The sequence below is a fragment of the Labrenzia sp. 5N genome, assembly GCF_012395805.1.
Classification (GTDB): domain Bacteria; phylum Pseudomonadota; class Alphaproteobacteria; order Rhizobiales; family Stappiaceae; genus Roseibium; species Roseibium algicola.
In genome coordinates this window covers 354269-375434 of the sequence record NZ_JAAZTM010000014.1, presented here as the reverse complement: position 1 = coordinate 375434, position 21166 = coordinate 354269, and the positions used below count along the sequence as shown (strand labels likewise).

At 59.1% G+C, this 21166-nt stretch carries 16 protein-coding genes; 9 read left to right on the top strand and 7 right to left on the bottom strand.

Features of this window, described 5'->3' with window-relative positions; translation table 11 throughout:
• Positions 1-140: 140 nt before the first annotated feature.
• Together HEP89_RS15290 and HEP89_RS15285 are read left to right on the top strand one after the other, a co-directional pair.
• Positions 141-695: an RNA 2'-phosphotransferase gene (locus tag HEP89_RS15290; RefSeq protein WP_168692415.1), complete on the top strand. Its 555-nt coding sequence runs from the start codon at positions 141-143 to the stop codon at positions 693-695.
• Positions 696-862: 167 nt separating this feature from the next.
• Positions 863-2332, top strand: a complete 1470-nt coding sequence (locus tag HEP89_RS15285; RefSeq protein WP_168692414.1) for an MFS transporter — start codon at positions 863-865, stop codon at positions 2330-2332.
• A 9-nt stretch (positions 2333-2341) separates the two neighbouring features.
• On the opposite strand, the gene HEP89_RS15280 is transcribed toward HEP89_RS15285, so the two are convergent.
• Complete coding sequence (locus HEP89_RS15280) at positions 2342-3817, bottom strand: MFS transporter (protein WP_168692413.1); 1476 nt, start codon at positions 3815-3817, stop codon at positions 2342-2344.
• A gap of 250 nt (positions 3818-4067) precedes the next feature.
• On the opposite strand from HEP89_RS15280, the gene HEP89_RS15275 reads away from it, so the two are divergent.
• Positions 4068-5162 carry a PAAR domain-containing protein gene (locus tag HEP89_RS15275; RefSeq protein ID WP_168692412.1) on the top strand — a complete coding sequence of 365 codons (1095 nt, stop codon included), beginning with the start codon at positions 4068-4070 and terminating at the stop codon, positions 5160-5162.
• A gap of 56 nt (positions 5163-5218) precedes the next feature.
• Positions 5219-6202 (top strand): hypothetical protein, encoded by a 984-nt coding sequence (locus HEP89_RS15270; RefSeq protein ID WP_168692411.1) that lies wholly within the window; start codon positions 5219-5221, stop codon positions 6200-6202.
• A 20-nt stretch (positions 6203-6222) separates the two neighbouring features.
• Here the strand turns inward: HEP89_RS15270 and HEP89_RS15265 are convergent, their stop codons facing one another.
• The 4 genes from HEP89_RS15265 to HEP89_RS15250 all read right to left on the bottom strand — a co-directional run bounded on the left by HEP89_RS15265 (position 6223) and on the right by HEP89_RS15250 (position 12750).
• Positions 6223-7509 (bottom strand): DUF930 domain-containing protein, encoded by a 1287-nt coding sequence (locus HEP89_RS15265; RefSeq protein WP_168692410.1) that lies wholly within the window; start codon positions 7507-7509, stop codon positions 6223-6225.
• Between the two features lie 106 nt (positions 7510-7615).
• Positions 7616-9604: an RNA polymerase sigma factor RpoD gene (gene rpoD, locus HEP89_RS15260; RefSeq protein WP_031268185.1), complete on the bottom strand. Its 1989-nt coding sequence runs from the start codon at positions 9602-9604 to the stop codon at positions 7616-7618.
• 530 nt (positions 9605-10134) lie between these two features.
• Entirely contained in the window at positions 10135-12081 is a 1947-nt protein-coding gene (dnaG, locus tag HEP89_RS15255; RefSeq protein WP_022997953.1) for a DNA primase, read from the bottom strand.
• 174 nt (positions 12082-12255) lie between these two features.
• On the bottom strand, positions 12256-12750 hold the full coding sequence (locus HEP89_RS15250; RefSeq protein ID WP_168692442.1) for a GatB/YqeY domain-containing protein: 495 nt from the start codon (positions 12748-12750) through the stop codon (positions 12256-12258).
• A 245-nt stretch (positions 12751-12995) separates the two neighbouring features.
• Here HEP89_RS15250 and carA point away from each other — a divergent pair, with 245 nt between their 5' ends.
• Positions 12996-14180 (top strand): glutamine-hydrolyzing carbamoyl-phosphate synthase small subunit, encoded by a 1185-nt coding sequence (carA, locus tag HEP89_RS15245; protein ID WP_031268189.1) that lies wholly within the window; start codon positions 12996-12998, stop codon positions 14178-14180.
• Between the two features lie 151 nt (positions 14181-14331).
• On the opposite strand, the gene HEP89_RS15240 is transcribed toward carA, so the two are convergent.
• Positions 14332-14769, bottom strand: coding sequence for a MerR family transcriptional regulator (locus HEP89_RS15240; RefSeq protein WP_022997956.1), 438 nt, complete (start codon positions 14767-14769; stop codon positions 14332-14334).
• 870 nt (positions 14770-15639) lie between these two features.
• Here HEP89_RS15240 and HEP89_RS15235 point away from each other — a divergent pair.
• The 4 genes from HEP89_RS15235 to HEP89_RS15220 all read left to right on the top strand — a co-directional run bounded on the left by HEP89_RS15235 (position 15640) and on the right by HEP89_RS15220 (position 20761).
• Positions 15640-15918, top strand: coding sequence for a helix-turn-helix transcriptional regulator (locus tag HEP89_RS15235; protein WP_209014716.1), 279 nt, complete (start codon positions 15640-15642; stop codon positions 15916-15918).
• A gap of 171 nt (positions 15919-16089) precedes the next feature.
• Entirely contained in the window at positions 16090-19452 is a 3363-nt protein-coding gene (carB, locus tag HEP89_RS15230; protein ID WP_062487795.1) for a carbamoyl-phosphate synthase large subunit, read from the top strand.
• 114 nt (positions 19453-19566) lie between these two features.
• Positions 19567-20040, top strand: coding sequence for a transcription elongation factor GreA (gene greA, locus HEP89_RS15225; protein ID WP_022997960.1), 474 nt, complete (start codon positions 19567-19569; stop codon positions 20038-20040).
• Between the two features lie 259 nt (positions 20041-20299).
• Positions 20300-20761, top strand: coding sequence for a hypothetical protein (locus HEP89_RS15220; protein ID WP_022997961.1), 462 nt, complete (start codon positions 20300-20302; stop codon positions 20759-20761).
• Between the two features lie 41 nt (positions 20762-20802).
• Here HEP89_RS15220 and HEP89_RS15215 read toward each other — a convergent pair whose 3' ends face one another.
• Complete coding sequence (locus HEP89_RS15215) at positions 20803-21153, bottom strand: VOC family protein (protein ID WP_022997962.1); 351 nt, start codon at positions 21151-21153, stop codon at positions 20803-20805.
• Positions 21154-21166 lie beyond the last annotated feature (13 nt).

Genomic DNA, 21166 nt, shown 5'->3' with positions numbered 1-21166 from the left:
CGCCGTTTCTGTTTCAGAGCGGCCCTTGCAGGCCCTGGCTGTCCAGGTCCTGTTACCAGGCCACCTCGATTGAGGGTGCGCTCGCCCGCTTTCGCAGGGATCGCAGAATTTGAAAACAGTATAATTTTAAAAAAAAGACAATGAAAACAGACACAAAGATCTCGAAACGCCTGTCTTTCTGGCTAAGACACAAACCGGAAGACGCCGGTTTGATGCTGTCAGACAGCGGTTGGGCTGACGTAGCTGATGTCCTTGGCGCCTTCGGAGCCCTCGGCCTTGATTGCAAAAGGGATCAGCTGGAAAGAGTGGTCGCGACCAACGACAAGAAACGCTTCGAGTTCTCCGAAGACGGCAAACACATTCGCGCACGTCAGGGGCATTCTATTGACATTGAACTGGGCCTCACCGCTTTACAGCCTCCGGAGTTCCTGTTCCACGGAACGGCAACACGCTTTCTGCCACCCATTCTGGCCGAAGGCCTGAAACCTATGGCCCGGCACCATGTGCATCTGTCACCGGATCGCGACACCGCGCACAAGGTCGGAAGCCGACACGGCAAACCTGCAATTCTTCAGGTCGCGGCCAGCGCAATGCAGGCGGAGGGGCACACGTTTTACAGAACAGAGAACGGCGTCTGGCTGACGGATGCGGTTCCCGCACATTTCCTGTCCATGACAGAAACCTGTCCAAAGTAGGTCTCTTCGCGAATTCGGCATTCCTGGTTACATCGTCCGGGCCGGCATGAACCAAGGGCCTTCGATGGCTCCCCCCTCACGCATACCGGCGCCAAAAAAAAATAAATTTCTTTCTTTATTTCCGAAGCTCAATATATAAAGAAAACACTTTCTTTATCGAGGTTGCAATGTCCATCAGCTCGCCAGCGCTCCCGCCCGTCAGCCCGTCACTCTTTTCACCGGAACGTGCGGCCGGCACACTGGCGCTGGTACTCGGGGTAGGATCTCACGCCATAAACGGCTTTGTTACCACCGCTGTCCTGCCGGACATCATCCGCGATCTTGGCGGGCAGGACCGTGCCTTCTGGGTATTTTCCTCCTTTGAAATGATGGCAATCCTGGCGGGCTGCCTCACTGGCGCAGCAAAGGTCCGTTTCGGTGCCCGCAGTCCCTTCCTGCTGGCGTCCCTCCTGCTTGCGGGTGGATCGGTGCTCGCGGGTCTCTCGACATCTCTGGAAGGGCTGATTGCCGGACGCGCCCTGCAGGGCTTCGGCGAAGGCATGATCATCGCACTGTGCTATTCGCTGATCCCGGATCTCTTCCCCAGCAACATTGCCCCGCGTGTCTTTGCCTTGCTGGCAGGAGTCTGGGCCGTTGCAGCGGGTATCGGGCCGGTTTCGGCCGGCTTGCTGTCCGAACTCTGGTCGTGGCGCGCCGCCTTCCTGATCAACATACCCTTCGTGCTGCTGCTGTTCGTCCTGATGAACACGGCCTTGCCTGCGCACGCAGTCCGTCCGGCCACGGCAAGCGACCCCACGGCCAGAAGATTGCCGGTCCGTTTGCTGGTTCGCCTTGCCCTGCTGGCAGCAAGCATCTTTCTCCTGACCGTGATAGGCGAGCTGCATGCGCCCCTGCCGCTTGCCCTGACGATTGCAGCCGGGCTGGCAACCGCAGCGCTGCTGCTGACCTTTGACGCCGCAAGCCCGCATCGCCTTTTCCCGCGCGATGCCTTCCGGGCGCAGACCCTGATCGGCCTCGGCACCTGGATCGTGTTCCTCATTTCCGTTGCTGCTGCGGTGCGGGCGGTTTACGTGACGACGGTCGGCCAGGTCTACTGGGGCCTCAGCGTGACGCAGGCAAGTTATGTTGCCGCCGGGCTCGCCTTCTCCTGGTCGATCTTCGCCGTCATCTCTTCCCGTGCACCGTCGCGTCAGCGCGAGCTGACCTATCTGACGACCGGTCCGTTCCTGATCGCCGGTGGCTTGACCCTCACTGCTCTTGCGATCTCGACCGCATCGCTGCCTTTGTTTGCGCTCGCTGCCGTGGTTGCCGGTGCTGGCCACGGGCTGTGCAACCAGATCCTGATGCGTTCGCTGATGTACACCGCCGAGGGAGAAGACCAGAACCTGGTCTCCAGCATCCTGCCGACCATTTCCTCTGCCGGTATTGCCATCGGCGGTGGCCTTACCGGACTGATCGCAATTGTCACCGGTCTTGTTGCACCGGGATCGGAAGAACTGCTCACCCGGGAGGCCGTCGCGCGGTCCGGCGCCTCCGTCTTCTACATCAATGCGGGCCTGACACTGGTTCCAGCCCTGGCGATGCTGGTGCTACGTCACAGATTGACTGCACGGGAAAGCGCCATCGCAAACGAATAACCGCCCCCCTCACCCAAGGCAGGCACCGCGCGTCTCGATCCGGTAGACCCACGTCACCACCGCCCCCAGCAGCGAGGTAACCACGAGGCCAGCCAGCAGCACGTCCGTACCCAGGTCCTTGAGCAGAATCGGAAACAGGAAGGCAGTCAGAACCGCACCGATCTTGGCGAAGGACGCCGCAAGGCCCGCCCCCGTGCCGCGATAGGCGACAGGAAACACCTCGCCGGCAATCAGGTAGGTCTGCGCATTCGGTCCCATGTTGGTCATGAAGTTGAACAGCATGAAGCCTGCAAAGATCAGGGGGACGTCCCATCCAGGCCCTGCATGGTTGCCTGAAGCCGCAATCGCCAGACCAACGGCGCAGCCGATGAAACCGATCACCTGAAGGCGGACACGGCCGATCCGGTCAGTGAACATCACGGCAAAGACAATGCCGACAATCAGCAGGACGTCGATCAGGGCGGCGCCTTTCGCTGCAAGCAGATCATTGTAGACCAGATCAGAGAGCGATTGTGCGTGCTCGCGCTTGTTGCCAATTGAACTGGCCAGGATGACCGGCGTGAAAATGCCGATGCCATATGTACCGAGATCCTGCAGGAACCAGGGAACCGACGCAAAGATCGTCGACTTGCGCAGTTTCCGGTCTGTCAGGAACCGGCTCCACTTGACCTTGTGCGCATGCGGCGAAGCGGCTGTTTCGGCCTTCAGCGAAATTTCACTTGGATATCTGGGGCGCCGGTTCAGCAATCTCAGCAGCGCGGTTTCCGCTTCTGCCACCCGTCCCCTCACGATCAACCAGTTGGAGCTTTCCGGAACAAAGAAGCGGCCGGCCAGGATCAGAAGAGCAGGCGGAACGGCCGTCAGATACATCCAGCGCCAGGCTTCGGGGTCCGGAAACCAGGTGAGCGTCAGAAAGGCAAGCCCTGTACCCGACAATGCCCCGACTGCCTGAAAACTGAAGGCTCCCAGAACCATCCTTCCCCGTGCCCGCGCCGGAATGTTCTCCGAGATCACCATATGCGCCGTCGGATAGTCACAGCCGAGCGCCAGGCCGACACCAAAGAGAGCTATCAGGGTAATCGAAAGGTTCGGCGCTATCGAAAGCACCAGCAGAAAGGCGATGAAGAGCGCCATCTCGACGATAAACATCGCCCTTCGTCCAAACCGGTCCGCAAGCCCGCCCAGTGCTGTCGCACCAATCAGGATGCCGAACAGGATCGCCGAACTGACAAGCCCGTGCTCCACCGCCGTCAATTTGAATTCCCGCCCGATCAGCGGCAGGGCGATGCCGGTCATGAAGACAACCATGCCTTCAAAGAACTTGCCGGCACAGGCCAACCACCAGATACGCCACTGCATGCCGGTCAGGATGGAACTGTCGACATCCGTACCATCGCGCCAGATCGGTGTCTCCTCGATGTAGGCCTGCGGACTATCGAGGCTTGCAACTGATGCGGTGGAGAAGGTCTGCCGGACGTCGCTCATATAATCCCTCCGTTTGCCAATCGGGAAAGCAGGAGAAGGATAGACTGACGGTTATGAAATTCTGGTGATTGTCGTAACGTAAACTTTCATTCCAAGAAAACTGCCGCCTCAACTCGGGTGACCTTTGCCTGTTCTGCAGCAACGAAGGTCTTCTTCATGCCCGAACCGTCTCCTGGTCGCGATAAGCAGTATTGACAGTGTGAAACAACTTTCCGATGATCCGGCAGTTTTTATTAAGACCGGTTCATTTATGGGTTTTCCTGCCGCTCGTCTCACCGACATGCATACCTGCCCCATGTGCATGGGGGTTCCCGCGCCAATCGTATGGAAAGGCGCCTATACCGTGCTTACCGGCAAGCTGCCGCAGGCACGTGTTGGCGACATGTGCGTTTGCGTCGGCCCGCCGCCTCCAGCTGGTGGTGACCCCATCATTACGGGTGCGTGGACGGTTCTGGTCGAAGGCAGCCCTGCTGCGCGAATGACCGATCTGACCGCAAAGGCCGGAACGATCATAACCGGCCTGCCAACGGTTCTGATCGGAACGCAAGGCGGTGGTGGCGGAGGCGGAGGAGCAGGCGGCGCAGCGCCTCCGGCAAAAAGTCCGCACAAGTTCTCTGCCGGCGCGGAGACGGGTATCGAGAAGCCCTACAAGGAACGATACAACTCGAAAGGCATCAAGACGCCGGAAACCGAGAAGCGGTCGCTCAAGGACCAGCTGAAGGAGAACGCTGAAGTCAGCGCCGAATACGAGTATGAGCTGTTCAGCAAGGAAAAGACCTTCTGGGAGTCGGAAGGCGGTCATTTCAAGACCGAGGCGAGCGCGGAGGCAAAGCTCGGCATATCCGGCGATATCAACGGGGACTTTGCCGCTGGAGCTTATGCAAATGCGAAGGTTGCCGCCATCACCGGAAAGGCCGAAGGCAAGACGCTCAACGGGCTTGTTGGTGGCAAGGTGGAAGGCGAAGCTCTGTCCGCTTCAGCCGAAGGCGGTGTCGGCTTCCGAAAATCCGAAGATTTTGCAGGAGTGGAAGGCAAAATCGGAGGTGAACTCGTTCTGGTACAGGCCAGCGCCGAAGGCACCATTAACATCAGTCCCAAAACCCTGTACGACAACACCCTCGGCCCGTTTTTGAGCTGGGTGAGCGGAGATCCGGCGAAACGAACGCTCGACAGTGCCTATGACCACGGCCTTCGAATCGGAGGTCGCGGAGAAGCCGGTGTCGGGGCTGCAGCCGGGGCCAGCGCGCAGGCAGGAAAAATCGGTGGCGCCTATGGCGTGACTGCGGAAGCCAAGGCAGGGGCTGGTCCGATGGCGGGCTTCAAGGTCTTTGTCGGAGTTTATTAGACAGGTGGTTTTGCACTCGAGACCGCCGGCAGGAACACCCAAGGGTGATGATCGGAATGACCACTGAGGACTATGTCGCCGCCGAACTGACCGCAATCAGCCCGGCCCCGTTTGCGTTCCAGCTTCTGCTTCCCGGAAGCTGGGAGGTGAAGCAGGTCAACGAGCAGCCCCTCACGGTGGACAGCCCCACCATCATTGCGGTTTTCGAGCCTCCCCAGGCGACGAATATCTCCGTTCAGGTGATCGGCATTCTCCTCAACAACGAGATCTCGGCCGCACACTGGCTCGAATACTACTGCTCCCTGTCGTCCTGGCATGTCGACACCCTGCAGCCGATCGATGCTCGCCGCGCACGCGCAAGCTGCTTCGTCAGAGCCGAAGGCCACGAACTGCGCGGCCTCGTCACCGTCACGGTGAATGGCAATACGCTGATCCTGATCCAGGCCTTTGTGCCTTCCAGCGAGTTTGCTGCCCTTTCGGACGTCGTCAACATGGCCGTCAGGTCCTTCCGCACCGAGCAGGTCAGGCAGCCGAACGTGATCGAGGACTGGAGCAACTTTTCCCTGTTCCAGGACATCGGTTTCTTCTTCCCGGCGTCCTGGCATGTCAACCAGCCGCAATCCGGTCTGGCCGATCGCATGGCCATCGACTTTGCCCGCACGGGCTCCAACGGCGAGATCCTCGGGTTCGCCAGACTGAAGGCGATCAGCGCACAGCAGCCGGTAGACCTTGTTCAGGAACTGGGCAAGACCCGACGGGAGTTCGAAGGTTCCGACATCATTTTCGACGGGGGTGCGACGTCGAATGCGGTGGCGCTCGACCCGCCGTTTATCGAAGCCACCGAAGTGACCGTCGGTGCCCGCACGAGTGAAAGCAATGATCCGCTGGAATTCACCGCGCTGGCGATGAAGACCCCGTCGCACGTCATCATCAGTTCCATACTCGGCCCCTCTCGCAAGACCTCGTTCTACAATTGGGCGGTGAACATGCGCGCGCACGAAATCGCCAACGCGTCGCTGCAATTCAAGAGTCAGTCCTGAGGTCAGTCAAACTGGCGGGGTCAGAACCCCGTCAGTCCCCGTTCCAGCCACTGGCTTTGCGGGATCTCCTTGCCGATCTTGAAGGAGAACCGCTCCACACGCGTCACGCCGCTGTCCGTCTCGCAGCGGAAAGCCACGTCGAACCAGCGGCCAAGACTGCGGAAAGCGGCGATACGCGGCTGCAGAACGTTGCCGCCACGAGGCCGGAAAGACGGCAGCAGTTCCGGCGGCAAGGAACTGACGGAAGCAATCTGCTCTCTCAACTCGGTCATGCACAAGAGGTTCAGCCGCTGGCCCTCGGTCATGCCGCGCATGGCCGTGCGTGCCTGCGGATCATCCAGAATATCGCGGGAATAAAGTTCCCGAGCTGCAATCATTCCGGCTGGAGGTCCTTCCGAGCCGCCTGATGTTCGCCCTCCTCCTGCCTGGTCGCGTTGAGGCGAAGCCACCGGTTTCGGTGGTTTGGGAGCGGGCGTCTTGTTGGTTGCGATCGGTCCGACAATTCCGAAGTCTTCGGCGGGCTGCTCTCCGGTTTCAGCCGTGTCCGTTTCCGCGCCGGTTCCAACGGCCTCCTCTGGCAGGGCCTCCGGCTGTTCGGGTGTTTCCGCAACGTCTGAGGCCTCCTCAGGAGCTTCGCTATCATCAGCGGCGTCTTCAGCGGCGGTATCCTGTGCTTCTTCCGAAGCATCCTCCTGCGGCGCTTCGGTTTCGGCAGCCTCGGTCTCCTGACCTTCGCCCTCACCTTCGCCTTCGCCGGCGTCCGTTTCGCCCGCCTGGGCCTCATCCGTCTGCGCGTCGGTTTCCGCCTGCTGCTCACTCTCCGAGGATGCGCTTTCCGCGGATGCCGGCGGCGTTTCCTCTTCCCCTTGCAGCCCCGTGTCTTCTTCGCCGAACTCGGTCACTTCCTGCAGAACGGACGGCTCTGGCGGTTGTTCGGGCGTCTCGGCAAGGTCTTCGCGAGCGGACGCTGGCGGTGGTGGAGGCGGCGGCGGGGCTTCCTCGGCCTGCTCCTGTTCCGGCGGCTCGGGTTGTTCGGGAGTTTCCACCTCTTCCTGCTCCGGTTGCTCCGGTTCAGGTTGCTCAAGTTCCACAGGTGGCGTCTCTTCCTCCTGCGGCGGCGGGGGCAGCAGCTCGACTTCGACCACGTCCTGCAAGGGCTGGGTCGTATAGCCGGATACGCCTTCCAGCAGCATCAAGGCCACAAGCGCGTGCAGCACGGCGGAGACCACAAGCCCCCACAGGAAAAGCCGCCGGTCCGCAGGCTCGATCCCGACCATGTTCCGGTCCATGTCGGCGGTGATGGCCAATAGAGCGCCCTTAAAGCAAAGTTGCCGGTAGATTTCAGGTTCGAAGTTTCAAAAAAACCCGGCGTCTCCGCCGGGTTCTTTGATGTTTCAAGCTCTTCCCGGCAGCTTAGCTGTCCAGGAACGAACGCAGCTTGCGAGACCGGCTCGGGTGCTTCAGCTTGCGCAGCGCCTTCGCTTCGATCTGGCGGATACGTTCACGGGTAACCGAGAACTGCTGCCCGACTTCTTCCAGAGTGTGGTCGGTGTTCATGCCGATACCGAAACGCATGCGCAGCACGCGTTCCTCACGCGGAGTGAGCGAGGCGAGCACGCGGGTCGTCGTTTCGCGCAGGTTCGACTGGATGGCCGCATCGATGGGCAGAACCGCGTTCTTGTCCTCAATGAAATCGCCCAGGTGCGAATCTTCCTCGTCACCAATCGGTGTTTCGAGCGAGATCGGTTCCTTGGCGATCTTCAGAACCTTGCGAACCTTCTCCAGCGGCATCTGCAGCTTTTCAGCCAGCTCTTCCGGGGTCGGCTCGCGTCCGATTTCATGCAGCATCTGGCGCGACGTACGCACGATCTTGTTGATCGTTTCGATCATATGCACCGGAATACGGATGGTACGGGCCTGGTCGGCGATCGAACGAGTGATCGCCTGCCGGATCCACCATGTCGCATAGGTGGAGAACTTGTAGCCACGCCGGTATTCGAACTTGTCCACCGCCTTCATCAGGCCGATGTTGCCTTCCTGGATCAGATCCAGGAATTGCAGGCCGCGGTTGGTGTATTTCTTCGCGATGGAGATCACGAGACGCAGGTTCGCCTCGACCATTTCCTTCTTCGCGATACGTGCCTCGCGCTCGCCCTTCTGCACCATTGCAACGATGCGGCGGAATTCGGTGATTTCGAGCCCGGTTTCGGTGGCCAGCGTCTGGATGTCCTGACGCAGCTCGCGAACGGTTTCCTTTTCCTTCGCGATGAAGTTTTTCCAGCCACGCGTGGAAAGATTGGCAACCTTGCGCAGCCAGTTCGGGTCAAGCTCGGCACCCTGATACTGCTTCAGGAAGTCCGTGCGGTCGACATTGTAGCTGTCGGCCAGACGCAGCAGACGGCCTTCATAGCCCATCAGGCGCTTGTTGATGTCATAGAGCTGGGCAACCAGGGCGTCGATACGGTTCTGGTTGAGCGACAGGCTCTTCACATCAACGATGATGTCTTCTTTCAGCTTCTTGTAGCGGCGCTCCTGGCTTGGCGACAGGGTCTTGTTGGCCAGCTTGTTTTCCACCAGCTGATCCTGCAGGCGGCGAAGCTTCTTGTAGTTGTCGGCGATGTTGTCGAAGGTTTCCAGGACGCCCGGCTTCAGCTCGGCTTCCATCGCGGACAGGGAAACGTTGGATTCGAACTCGTCGTCGTCATCCTCGCCGTCACCGTCTTCGCTTTCGTTTTCGGTGTCTTCAGACGCACCGCCGGAGTTTTCCGAATTGCCTTCGCCCGGGGCCACATCGTCATTGGCAACGGCCGGGCCGGCCTTTGCATCAGGGCCGGCATAGGTTGCTTCCAGATCGATAATGTCGCGCAGAAGAACCTGGGCTTCGTTCAACTCGTCACGCCAGATGATGATGGCCTGGAAAGTTAGCGGGCTTTCGCAAAGACCCGCAATCATCGCCTCGCGGCCAGCCTCGATGCGCTTGGCAATCGCGATTTCGCCTTCACGCGACAGCAGCTCGACCGAACCCATCTCGCGCAGATACATGCGCACGGGATCGTCGGTGCGGTCGGCGGGCTCTTTCGTGGTGCTCTTGGCAAGCGCCGTCGTGCTTGCGGCCACCAGATCGCCGCCATCGACTTCTTCCGGGCCTTCTTCGGCTTCGTCGGAATCGATCACATTGATGCCCATATCGGAAAGCATGGACATGGTGTCTTCGATCTTTTCCGAAGACACCTGCTCCGAGGGCAGAACCTCGTTCAGTTCATCATAGGTGACATAGCCGCGTTTCTTGGCGGCTTTGATCATCTTTTTGACAGCGGCATCCGACAGGTCCAGCAGAGGGCCGTCAGGGCCGTCCGTGCTCTGCTCCTGTGTGTCGTCTGCTTGTGTCGCTTTGGCTACCATATCGTGCTCCAGTTCGCGGCCGGTCCGGCCACGCCGCGCCCTTTGTTTGGCTTCAACCCAATTCACCCCCAGCGCGCCAGCATGTGGTGCGGCGGCGTCTGAAAGAATCACTGCGGTTAGGTTTGTAAGCCGTGTCCCTTAAGTCCCAATTAACCGTACACTTTTCGACATTGGCATATTTCAGCATCGACGCAGCACACGGCCTTTTCTGTCGGCATCCGGAAACGGATGCGTAAAAGGTGTTCGTTCGGGTTGCAGCTATATTAAGACTTTTGCCGCGAGCAGGCTTGAAAGCTGCGGCGCTTGAGGGCTGCAAAGGTTCTATTTAGCTCGGCTCACGCGATTCGCAAGTGTGATTCGTCACCGGTCAATTGGAAAATGCCATTTTTGTGCTCCTGCGCACACCAAAGAGGGCATTTTCAGGCCCAATGCCGGTTCGTCGCCAGAAAACGGGTCGCTGCTCCAAAAGTTCCCTTTTCCGCAACTGAAGGTCCACACATCCTCGTTTAAGCCACCGGCAAGCCATTCCATCAATGAGCTGCCACGGCCACAGGAGGTGCCGTGCGGATCTTTTTGGCGCGCTCGGCAAGGTCGGCTTCATCGCGCGCACATTCCTCTCGCCTCCGGCTGAGGTCCTGCGTCAGGGCCTGGATGCGCATCCAGGAATGCTCATCGAGCTGCTCGTCCGCGGTAGCAAGCTCGGAGGAGAGTTCGTCTTCCAGCGCATTGAGCTCCAGGACATCGAGAAAGTGCAGATAGGCCGCTTCGATGAAATCCTCCGGCGGGTTGGATTTCAGAAGCGGGAAGCGATGGATCAGCGCGGAAAACTCCGCACCACGTTGCTGCTGCATGCCGATGGTTTCGAGCATCATTTCGCCCATGATGTTCCGAAGCGGTTCCTCGAATGCGCTGGTCAGGTCGGAAATGGGTGTCGCTTCCAGATCGTCGACGATCCGGCACAGAATGTCCCGCAATTGCCTGTGGAGGTCATTGGCAAACGGCAACCTGGAAAACCGCTCGAAGTTCCTGTCGAGCAGATGCGGGAAGCGCATGCTCAAACCGAGCACCAGCCGTTCGGTGCCGAAATCGTGGCTGGCAGCAACCCGTTCGCGTGCCGTGCCGAGCGGAGACGCCGCGTCGGCTGAACCACCACCCTTGCCGCCCTTGCCCCCCTGCCGGGACTGGCGTGCCTGCTCGAAGAACAGGTTCGACAGCTTGAACTTGAGATCGAGCTGATACCGTCGACGCACCCGCTCGTCGCGAATGGTGGCAATCAGATCATCGAACCGCTTCTCCAGTGCCGCCTTGCGTTCAGGCGTATCGAGCCGCGAAACGGAAATCTCCCGCTCCCAGACCACATCGAACAGGGACTGTGCCCGTTCGACTTCGTCGTGAAAGCCTGCCACCCCGCGCTGCTTGATGAGGTCATCGGGATCCATGCCGTCAGGCAGGAAGCAGAACTGGAACGAATAGCCGCTCTTGAGCACCGGAAAGATCCGGTCGATGGCGCGATGTGCTGCCGAAACACCTGCTGCATCGCCGTCAAAGCAGATCACCGGTTCGGGAGCGAATTTCCAGAGCCGCACCACCTGGTCTTCGGTAAAGGCCGTGCCCAAGGACGCTACCACATGGTGGATGCCCGCCTGCCAGAGGGCGATCGCATCGAGATAGCCCTCCACCACCACTGCCTCGCCGCTTTTGAAGGCGGGTTCGCGTGCGCGATGGGCGTTGAACAGCATGACACCCTTGTGAAACAGGGGTGTTTCCGGCGAGTTCAGATATTTCGGCTGTCCGTCCGGCGACAGGGTCCGCCCGCCGAAGGCGACCACCCGGCCGCGGTCGTCCTGGATCGGGATCATCAAACGTCCGCGGAACCGGTCGTAGGACGGGCGCCCGTCTTCCGGCTTGATGATGAGCCCTGCCTCGATCATTGCGGCTTCCGGGATCTCGCGCGCTGCAAGATATCCCTTCAGCGCATCGCGGCTTTCAGGCGCAAACCCGAACCGGAACTCGCGCAGGGTATCGGGCGTCAGGCCGCGTTTTTGCGTATAGGCACGGGCAGTGTCGCCACGCGGGCCCGCGAACTCGGCCTGAAAGAACTGCGCTGCCATTTCGCAGATATCGGCAAGCCCTGCCCGCTTCTTCTCGCGCCGCGCCGCCTGGGGATCGGGCGCAGGCAGACCGACGCCGGACTGTTCGGCAAGGCGCTCGACGGCCTCCGGAAAGCTCAGCCCTTCGGTTTCACACAGGAACGTAAAATGATCACCGGACGCACCGCAGCCAAAACATTTGTATCGGTTACGGCGATCGTCGACGTGAAAACTTGGGCTCTTTTCCTGGTGAAACGGGCAACACGCCCAATAGTCGCCCTTGCCCGGCTGCGTCTTGCGCCTGTCCCAGGTCACACGCCGCCCGACGACATCCGACAAGGTCAGACGGGCACGAATTTCATCGAGTAGGCGCGGTTCGAAACGCATGGAACAGTGTACGGGTCCGGATTACAGAAAACGGCATCCTGCCACCGGCACACTCGGGCGCCGCCGGTCAGTCCGCCAAAATAGAATGTCTTGAAGGTCGTTTCCAGTGGGGCCGGGCCTCATGCCCGGCTTCTGGACGATTTTTGCATCAGCCTCACCGGCTGCAACAGTGGCTCAGTCCTGTTTACCAGTCCCGGAGCTGCCCTGTTCACCGCCGTCAGCCCGCAACATGTCCTTCACCAGGCAGGACGCCTGCACGAAGTCCATTTTCCCGGGATAACGGCTCTTCAGTTCGTTCATGCAGCGGCCTATGTCACGCAGACCGTGCGCGTCGATATCCTTGACCGTCTCTTCGCAGATCTTCTGCATTTCCTCGTCGCTGAGCTGAACGGGCAGAAATTCACGGATGATTTCCTGCTCTTCTCGCTCCTGCTCGGCCAGGTCGAGCTGCCCGCTGCTTTCGAACTCTTCTGCGGAAGTTTCCCGCTGACGGATCATTTTTTGAAGGATCTCAATCACTTCGGTTTCGTTTACGCCGTCCTTGCCGTTTTCACGGGCAGCAGCCTCACGGTCCTTCACAGCGGTCTGCACCAGACGCAACGTGGCGCACCTGCGCTTGTCGCCTTCGTCCTGTGCCGCTTTCAGGGCAGCGTTGATTCTTTCGCGCATCACATCGCGCATGGTTCACCCCACCCCTGCCGCGCTGAGGCCCGGCGCTCAGGGGCGCCATTCCATTTTCTCAGCCAAGCCATTGAATTTTAAAGATCTTTTTTCAGAGGATCAATATTGACGATCCAAGCCGCTTCCCATAGAGTCCCGCGCTTAATGCAGGCGGCCTTTTGCGGGCTTTCCAGCCCGCCGCAGACGCCCTTCCTGCAGCGCATGATGTCACCAACAAGATCTGGAAACAAGACATGACGACTGCAGACGCATGGTCCGAGACCCCGGCGACCGCCTTGCTTGTGCTCTCCGACGGCAGTGTAATCGAGGGACAGGGCCTCGGCGCAACCGGCCAAGCCGTTGGTGAGATTTGCTTTAATACGGCAATGACCGGTTACCAGGAGATCCTGACCGACCCATCCTATTCCGGTCAGATCATCACCTTCACATTTCCGCATATTGGCAATGTCGGCACCAACGATGAAGACATCGAGACGGTCAACATGGCCGCAGACAGCGGCATCCGCGGTGTTGTGCTGGCAGCCGCCATCACCGATCCGGCCAACTACCGGGCGGCAAAACATCTTGATGCGTGGCTGAAGAGCCGCAACCTGATCGGCATCAGCGGCATCGACACCCGCGCGCTGACCGCGCTGATCCGTGAAAAAGGCGTGCCCAACGGCGTGATCGCGCATTCGCCGGACGGCAAATTCGATGTCGATGCCCTGAAAACGGCTGCCAGAAACTGGCCCGGCCTGGTGGGTATGGACCTTGCCAAGGACGCTTCCACCACCCAGTCGCACCAGTGGCACCAGACGACCTGGAAATGGGACGAGGGCTACGGCGAGGCAAAGGCCGGCAAGTTCAAGGTTGTTGCCATCGACTACGGCATCAAGCGCAACATTCTGCGCCTTCTGGCTGACGCCGGCTGCGAGGTCACGGTTCTCCCTGCGACCGCGACGGCGGATGACGTACTGGCGCAAGCACCCGATGGCGTATTCCTGTCAAACGGCCCCGGTGATCCGGCCGCAACGGGCGACTACGCGGTGCCGATGATCAGGAAGATTGTCGATGCGGGCGTTCCCACGTTCGGGATCTGCCTTGGCCACCAGATGCTCGCACTGGCGCTTGGCGGCAAGACCCTCAAGATGCACCAGGGACACCATGGCGCCAATCATCCGGTATTCGACCATACCACCGGCAAGGTTGAAATTACGTCGATGAACCATGGTTTCGCGGTGGATGCGGACAGTCTGCCGGACAACGTTCAGCAGACCCATGTGTCCCTGTTCGACGGATCCAACTGTGGTCTGGCGATGAAGGACAAACCCGTGTTTTCCGTCCAGTATCACCCGGAAGCATCCCCCGGCCCGCGTGACAGCCACTACCTGTTCAAGCGGTTCACCGACCTGATGGAAAGCGCGAAATCGGCAGCCTGACCTACTCAGGCCCTGGGAAATGCAGACAAGCGTTCGGCCGACGAACCAGCCGGCCAACGCCACTCCGCCACCGGAATGCAGCATTTTCTCAAATAAAAAACCCCGGCGTGCAGTGCACGCCGGGGTTTTTTGATAACTGATGCCGGAAGCTTTATCCGATCAGTTCGTCAAATGCCGTCAGGATCTGACCGACCTCTGCGATCTGCTCGTCAAGCATCTGCTTCTGCTCCACCAGGATTTCCTGTTGCGCAAGGCAGATTTCCTGAAGTTCCTTGAACTGGTCTTCCCGTTTGCCGTTGCCTTCCACCAGCTTGATCACCCGGCGGATTTCGGCAAGCGTGAGGCCGATCTTCTTGGCCTGCAGGATTACCCGCATCCGCGAAACGTCACGAGGACCGTAGAAACGGCGTGCGCCCTTGCGAACCGGATTGAGAAGACCCTTTTCTTCGTAGAAACGAAGCGTCCTGAGGGTTACATCGAACCGCTCGGACATTTCCGAGATCGCGAGAGCGCGATCGTCAAGCATCACTTCTTGTCCTGGCCCGGCAATATCCGGCACCACGACCATCTTGGTTGCTACATTGTTCATACTTTTAAGCCCGATCTTGTCTTTTTTGTTCCAAGTCTGGCTGGGTCTTGCTGCGCTCCCGACTCGCCGGTCCCACCTCCGGTTCATCAGGTCCCACTAGCACCGCAATTACAGCCCCCGCAGCTTGAAGCGCAATGCTCTTCGCTTCAGAAGCTCCCAACGCCAAACTCATAGGAGACTAAGCAGTAGTCTAATACACCGGATCGACAGTTAAAATCTACGCCAAATTTAGGAATATTGCCCGGTTTTTACGGAAGTTTCAGTTATGCGAAAACTAAAACTAAAAACCTACGAGAAAGGACACGCAACTACGAATGTTTATTCAGGGGCACTTTAGCCAAAACACGAACAAATATTAATTATCGATAATCTGAATATAAGAACTAGACTTTTCTTGAATATATAAATCCACAATAAATTTTCTTTACCTCACGGCAACGACCAAGGGAAAATTACTTAGTTCGCTTACTCCTAACCCTGAGGATTATTACAATTAGTGAATTTCCCTTAGATATTATGTAGGTAAAAAAGTTCACGAATCGTGATCCGCGAGACGAAAAAGAACGCTACATACGCAACAATACCCGCTATGCGCGAATATCAATTCAGCCTTACTCCTCATTAAAAGATAAGGAAAAATCTAAGCTTATCACTTATTTGACCAACCGTTACGGCACCGAACAAGTATATCAATTTTTTGTCCACATGGTCAATTTTACCATCAAATTCAACCACCTCCAGCGACGCAAAAGAGCACATTGTGCACTTCTCGATTGACAAGCGATGAGCAAGGTTATTTTTGTCAGAAGTACCGGACGAGCGAACCCGCAAGGGGATGCCCGCAACCAAGGTATTCTGGAATAAGACGAAATGGCCGTTTCAAAATCCAAAGACACCATGCCCGGCATGACCCCGCAGCAGTTCCGCCATTGGCGACGAGCACTCGGGCTCAAGCAGAAGGATGCGGCAGACCGTCTGGGCCTGAAGAAGCGCATGATCCAGTATTACGAAAAGGGAAATCGCGACGGGCGACCCGTTGAAATTCCCAAATCCATCCGCCTTGCCTGCTATGCATTGTCGGAAGGGATCGGCGACTTTGACGGCCAGACAACGATCCCGTTACCAGCCGAAATTGCCAAGCCGGAATAAAGTCGTGATTTTAGCTCGCAAAAGGTCGACTTTCACGCCCTGGCGGGGTTCCCTCCTGCGCAGCTTTTCCCTATAAGACGCGCTCAGCCAACATAGTCATACCCTCATGTCCGAGCCAGACCGAATAGCGAGCCCGCTGTCCGGAAAGGCCGCTGCGAGCTGCGAGCCGAGATGCCAAAACGCACAGATATCTCTTCCATCCTGATTATTGGTGCCGGTCCGATTGTCATCGGCCAGGCATGTGAATTCGATTATTCGGGCACCCAGGCCTGCAAGGCGCTGCGCGAGGAAGGGTATCGCATCATCCTGGTCAACTCGAACCCGGCGACGATCATGACCGACCCGGACCTGGCTGACGCGACCTACATCGAGCCGATCACTCCCGAGCTGGTGGCCAAGATCATCGAGAAGGAACGCCCGGACGCGCTTCTGCCGACGATGGGTGGCCAGACCGCGCTGAACTGCGCACTCGATCTGGAACAGATGGGTGTTCTGGAAAAATACGGCGTGGAAATGATCGGCGCCCGCGCCGATGTCATCGAAAAGGCTGAAGACCGCGAAAAGTTCCGGGCTGCGATGGACGTCATCGGCCTGGAAAACCCGCGCGCGGCCATTGCCTCCTCCCCGGCAATTCACGACGAGAACGGCCGGATCGTCGGTTACGACCGCAATGCCGGCTATCTTGAAGCCATGCGCGCCATTGACGAGATCGGCCTGCCGGCGATCATCCGTCCCGCCTTCACCCTGGGTGGCACCGGCGGCGGCGTTGCCTATAACCGGGAAGAATTCGAAACCATCGTCCGCTCCGGCATCGACGCGTCTCCGGTCGGTCAGGTCCTGATCGACGAGAGCCTGCTCGGCTGGAAGGAATATGAAATGGAAGTTGTCCGCGACACGGCGGACAACTGCATCATCATCTGCTCCATCGAGAACGTCGATCCGATGGGCGTGCATACCGGTGATTCCATCACTGTCGCGCCGGCCCTGACGCTGACCGACAAGGAATACCAGATCATGCGCGACGCCTCGATTGCGGTGCTGCGCGAGATCGGCGTCGAAACCGGTGGATCGAACGTGCAGTTCGCGGTCAATCCGGACAATGGCCGCCTGGTCGTCATCGAAATGAACCCGCGCGTGTCGCGGTCTTCCGCCCTGGCCTCCAAGGCAACCGGCTTCCCGATCGCCAAGATCGCGGCCAAGCTTGCTGTCGGCTACACGCTGGACGAACTGGAGAACGACATCACCGGCGGCGCGACCCCGGCATCGTTCGAACCGACCATCGATTACGTGGTCACCAAGATCCCGCGTTTCGCCTTCGAAAAATTTCCGGGCTCCGAAGCAACCCTGACCACTGCCATGAAGTCGGTCGGCGAAGTGATGGCCATTGGCCGGACCTTCAACGAAAGCCTGCAGAAGGCGTTGCGTGGTCTGGAAACGGGCCTGAACGGCTTTGATGAAACCGAAATCCCGGGCCTTGATCAGGGCGACGACCGCAACGCCCTGCGCGCTGCCGTCTCGACACCGACACCGACCCGGCTTCTCAACGTCGCCCAGGCCATGCGCCTTGGCATGACGGTCGAGGAAATCTACGAGGCCAGCGGCATCAACCCCTGGTTCCTGGAACAGATCGAAGCCATCCTGGAAATGGAAGCGAAGGTCCGCAAGCTCGGCCTGCCGAAAGATGCAGCGAACTTGCGCAAACTGAAGGCCATGGGCTTTTCCGACGCGCGCCTGGCAAGCCTTGCCGATCTCGATGCGTCGGACGTTGCCAAGCTCCGCAAGCAGCTGGACGTGCACCCGGTCTACAAGCGCATCGATACCTGCGCTGCCGAGTTCGCATCCCCGACAGCCTATATGTATTCCACCTACGAGGCTCCCTTCATGGGGCAGCCCGCGTGCGAGGCGAACCCGTCCGACCGAAAGAAGGTGGTAATTCTGGGTGGCGGCCCGAACCGGATCGGTCAGGGTATCGAGTTCGACTATTGCTGCTGTCATGCCGCCTTCGCGCTGGAAGACGCGGGCTACGAGACCATCATGGTCAACTGCAACCCGGAAACCGTCTCTACCGATTACGACACGTCCGACCGCCTCTACTTCGAGCCGCTGACCGCTGAAGACGTGCTGGAGATCATGCGCAAGGAGCAGGAGAACGGCACGCTGCACGGCGTCATCGTCCAGTTCGGTGGCCAGACCCCGCTCAAGCTGGCGCAGGCGCTGGTGAAGGCGGACGTGCCGATCCTCGGCACTTCACCGGACATGATCGATCTTGCCGAAGACCGTGACCGGTTCCAGAAGCTTCTGATCAAGCTCGACATGAAGCAGCCGGAAAACGGCATCGCCTATTCCGTCGAACAGGGTCGCCTCATCGCCGGTCAGCTCGGCCTGCCTCTGGTGGTTCGCCCGTCCTATGTCCTGGGTGGCCGTGCCATGCAGATCATTCGCGACGAGGAAGCCCTCAACTCCTATCTGCTCGGCACCCTGCCGGAGCTGGTCCCGGCGGAAGTGCGGGCAAAGTACCCGAACGACAAGACTGGCCAGATCAACACTGTGCTGGGCACCAACCCGCTGCTGTTCGACCGCTATCTCGACGGCGCGATCGAGGTGGATGTCGATGCCCTTTGCGACGGCAAGGACGTGTTCGTCTGCGGCATCATGGAGCACATCGAGGAAGCCGGCATCCATTCCGGCGACAGCGCCTGCTCCCTGCCGCCGTTCTCGCTCGGCGAAGAGATGCTTGAAGAACTCAAGCGCCAGACCACGGCATTGGCTCTGGCACTGGAAGTCGGCGGCCTGATGAACGTGCAATACGCCATCAAGAACGGCGAGATCTTCGTTCTGGAAGTCAACCCGCGCGCATCGCGCACCGTGCCCTTCGTCGCCAAGACGATCGGTGCGCCGGTCGCCAAGATCGCCAGCCGCATCATGGCGGGAGAAAGCCTGGCTTCCTTCGGCCTCAGCGAGAAGAAACTCGACCATATCGCGGTCAAGGAAGCTGTCTTCCCGTTCGCCCGCTTCCCCGGCGTCGACACGATCCTCGGACCGGAAATGCGCTCGACTGGCGAAGTCATGGGCCTCGACACTGCCTTCGGCAAGGCCTTTGCCAAGTCCCAGATCGGCTGCGGCACAGGGGTTCCGGACAAGGGCACCGTGTTCGTTTCCATGCGCGACGAAGACAAGGCCGGCGTGCTTGATGCCGTCCGCAGCCTGGAAGCCGGCGGCTTCACGATCATCGCCACCGGCGGCACCCAGAAGTTCCTCGAGGACAAGGGGATTGCGGTGAAGAAGATCAACAAGGTTCTTGAAGGCCGCCCTCATATCGTTGATGCTATCAAGAACGGTGAGGTCCAGCTCGTCTTCAACACGACCGAAGGCGCACAGGCCATCTCCGACAGCCGGTCGATGCGCCGGGCGGCTCTTCTGAACAAGGTACCGTATTACACGACCCTTGCAGGATCAGTGGCTGCCGCGAAAGGCATTGCCGCCCATAAAGCTGGGAGCCTTGAAGTAAGACCTTTACAATCCTACTTCGGCTAAGGCTATTATACTCGTGACCGGCCGGGAAAGCGCGCCTTTCCCGGCTTGGTTTGTTTTTGTCAAAGCGCGGTCCTCGAGATTAGGGGGACCCAATAAGCTGAAGGTCTGAGACCAATGGAAAAAGTTCCGATGACCTCCGCCGGGTACAAGATGCTCCAGGACGAGCTGAAGGAACGTACCGCGGTAGAGCGCCCGCGCATCGTCGAGGCGATTGCTGAAGCACGCGCGCATGGCGACCTGTCGGAAAATGCGGAATACCATGCGGCTAAAGAAGCCCAGAGCCTGAACGAAGGCCGTATTTCGGAACTGGAAGACAAGCTGTCCCGCGCTGAAATCATTGATGTGACCAAGCTGTCCGGCGACATCGTCAAATTCGGCGCGACCGTCACCCTCATCGACGAGGACACCGAAGAAGAAAAGAAATACATGATCGTTGGCGACGTCGAATCCGACGTGAAGCAGAACAAGGTCTCTATTTCTTCTCCGATCGCCCGCGCCCTGATTGGCAAGTCCATCGGCGACAGTGTCGAAGTTGCTGCCCCTGGCGGTGCCCGGTCTTACGAGATCGTGGACGTACGCTTCGTCTGACCCCAGCCTTTCAGTGTTGAGCCTTCCCGGTCCGGCCTCTATTTGCAGGGACCGCCCCCGGTCCTAGCTTGCCTGAAAATTACCCCTGGCCGTTTCAATGTCCGGGTTCCCTTTGAACCCGGACCTGCCCGGCGCCGCTCCCCGGCAACGTACGCGCGTTCTGCGACTGTCCTTAAGTCGCAGCAAAAGCAGAGCTTTCCCTTTGACGTCCACGACACAGCCGTTAAGCTGACAACCGGAAAGTGTCGGAGGATTTGCAATGGTCTTTAACGCGATTGCTGTATGGTTGTTGATCGCGTCGGTGCCGTTATGGATATACCGCTGGTTTCTGTTTTCCAGGCTCACGGCACGCGAACGCCTGATGTTCAAGCGCCTCGTCGCGCAACGCCACGAAAGCTCCTTCGTGTTCGCCGTGCGGATGGCCGGCTACCTGATCGCTCTGGCTGTTGCCGTCTTCTTCGTCGTCTTCGGTCTGCAATATCTGAAGTATGGCAACTTTGGCATAACGACCTACAGCGACACGATACGCAGCAGGTTCTATTCCGGCATTGAGCCTGTCGACCAGGCGCTCGACAGCTACCACTATGACCAGATGCTGCCCGTTGCGGCACTGACGACCATCCTGCTGGTGACCGTCGCCTTTACCCTGGTCACCGCCGCTCTCAGGGACATCTCCCTGATCCGGCGTCTCCAGAAAAAAGTGAAAAAACTGGCTTCGTGAGTTTGTTGGCGCCCTTGCCTGCCGGATCGGCAGGCAGCGCCTCACGCGTGCTGCAAGATATTCACCAGGCGGCCGAAAGGGTCGCGCACATAAAAGCGCCTGACGCCCCATGGCTCATCTGCCGGGCCGTATTCGATGCCGAGGCCTTTTGCCTGCACTTTTTCCAGCACTTCTTCAAGGTTATCGACTTCGACCGAAAAATCGGGCACGGGCGTTCCCGCACCGCCTTCCGCCGCAATGCTGACCTGGGCCATCGCCCCCCGTTCGCCTGCAAAGGTGACGATCCAGCCGTGATCCATCGCCAGGTCCATGCCCAGCACGTCGCCGTAGAAGCTTTGCGCTTTGCCGGTATCCGGCGATGCGATGTTGGCAACGACACGTTTCACAGCCATGGCGTCTTGTTCC

Excerpts from the sequence above, each read along its gene's own strand:
- HEP89_RS15290 (WP_168692415.1), top strand. The coding sequence starts at position 141 with ATGAAAACAGACACAAAGATCTCGAAACGCCTGTCTTTCTGGCTAAGA.
- HEP89_RS15285 (WP_168692414.1), top strand. The coding sequence starts at position 863 with ATGTCCATCAGCTCGCCAGCGCTCCCGCCCGTCAGCCCGTCACTCTTT.
- HEP89_RS15280 (WP_168692413.1), bottom strand. The coding sequence starts at position 3,817 with ATGAGCGACGTCCGGCAGACCTTCTCCACCGCATCAGTTGCAAGCCTC.
- HEP89_RS15275 (WP_168692412.1), top strand. The coding sequence starts at position 4,068 with ATGGGTTTTCCTGCCGCTCGTCTCACCGACATGCATACCTGCCCCATG.
- HEP89_RS15270 (WP_168692411.1), top strand. The coding sequence starts at position 5,219 with ATGACCACTGAGGACTATGTCGCCGCCGAACTGACCGCAATCAGCCCG.
- rpoD (WP_031268185.1), bottom strand. The coding sequence starts at position 9,604 with ATGGTAGCCAAAGCGACACAAGCAGACGACACACAGGAGCAGAGCACG.
- dnaG (WP_022997953.1), bottom strand. The coding sequence starts at position 12,081 with ATGCGTTTCGAACCGCGCCTACTCGATGAAATTCGTGCCCGTCTGACC.
- HEP89_RS15250 (WP_168692442.1), bottom strand. The coding sequence starts at position 12,750 with ATGCGCGAAAGAATCAACGCTGCCCTGAAAGCGGCACAGGACGAAGGC.
- carA (WP_031268189.1), top strand. The coding sequence starts at position 12,996 with ATGACGACTGCAGACGCATGGTCCGAGACCCCGGCGACCGCCTTGCTT.
- HEP89_RS15240 (WP_022997956.1), bottom strand. The coding sequence starts at position 14,769 with ATGAACAATGTAGCAACCAAGATGGTCGTGGTGCCGGATATTGCCGGG.
- HEP89_RS15235 (WP_209014716.1), top strand. The coding sequence starts at position 15,640 with ATGGCCGTTTCAAAATCCAAAGACACCATGCCCGGCATGACCCCGCAG.
- carB (WP_062487795.1), top strand. The coding sequence starts at position 16,090 with ATGCCAAAACGCACAGATATCTCTTCCATCCTGATTATTGGTGCCGGT.
- greA (WP_022997960.1), top strand. The coding sequence starts at position 19,567 with ATGGAAAAAGTTCCGATGACCTCCGCCGGGTACAAGATGCTCCAGGAC.
- HEP89_RS15220 (WP_022997961.1), top strand. The coding sequence starts at position 20,300 with ATGGTCTTTAACGCGATTGCTGTATGGTTGTTGATCGCGTCGGTGCCG.
- HEP89_RS15215 (WP_022997962.1), bottom strand. The coding sequence starts at position 21,153 with ATGGCTGTGAAACGTGTCGTTGCCAACATCGCATCGCCGGATACCGGC.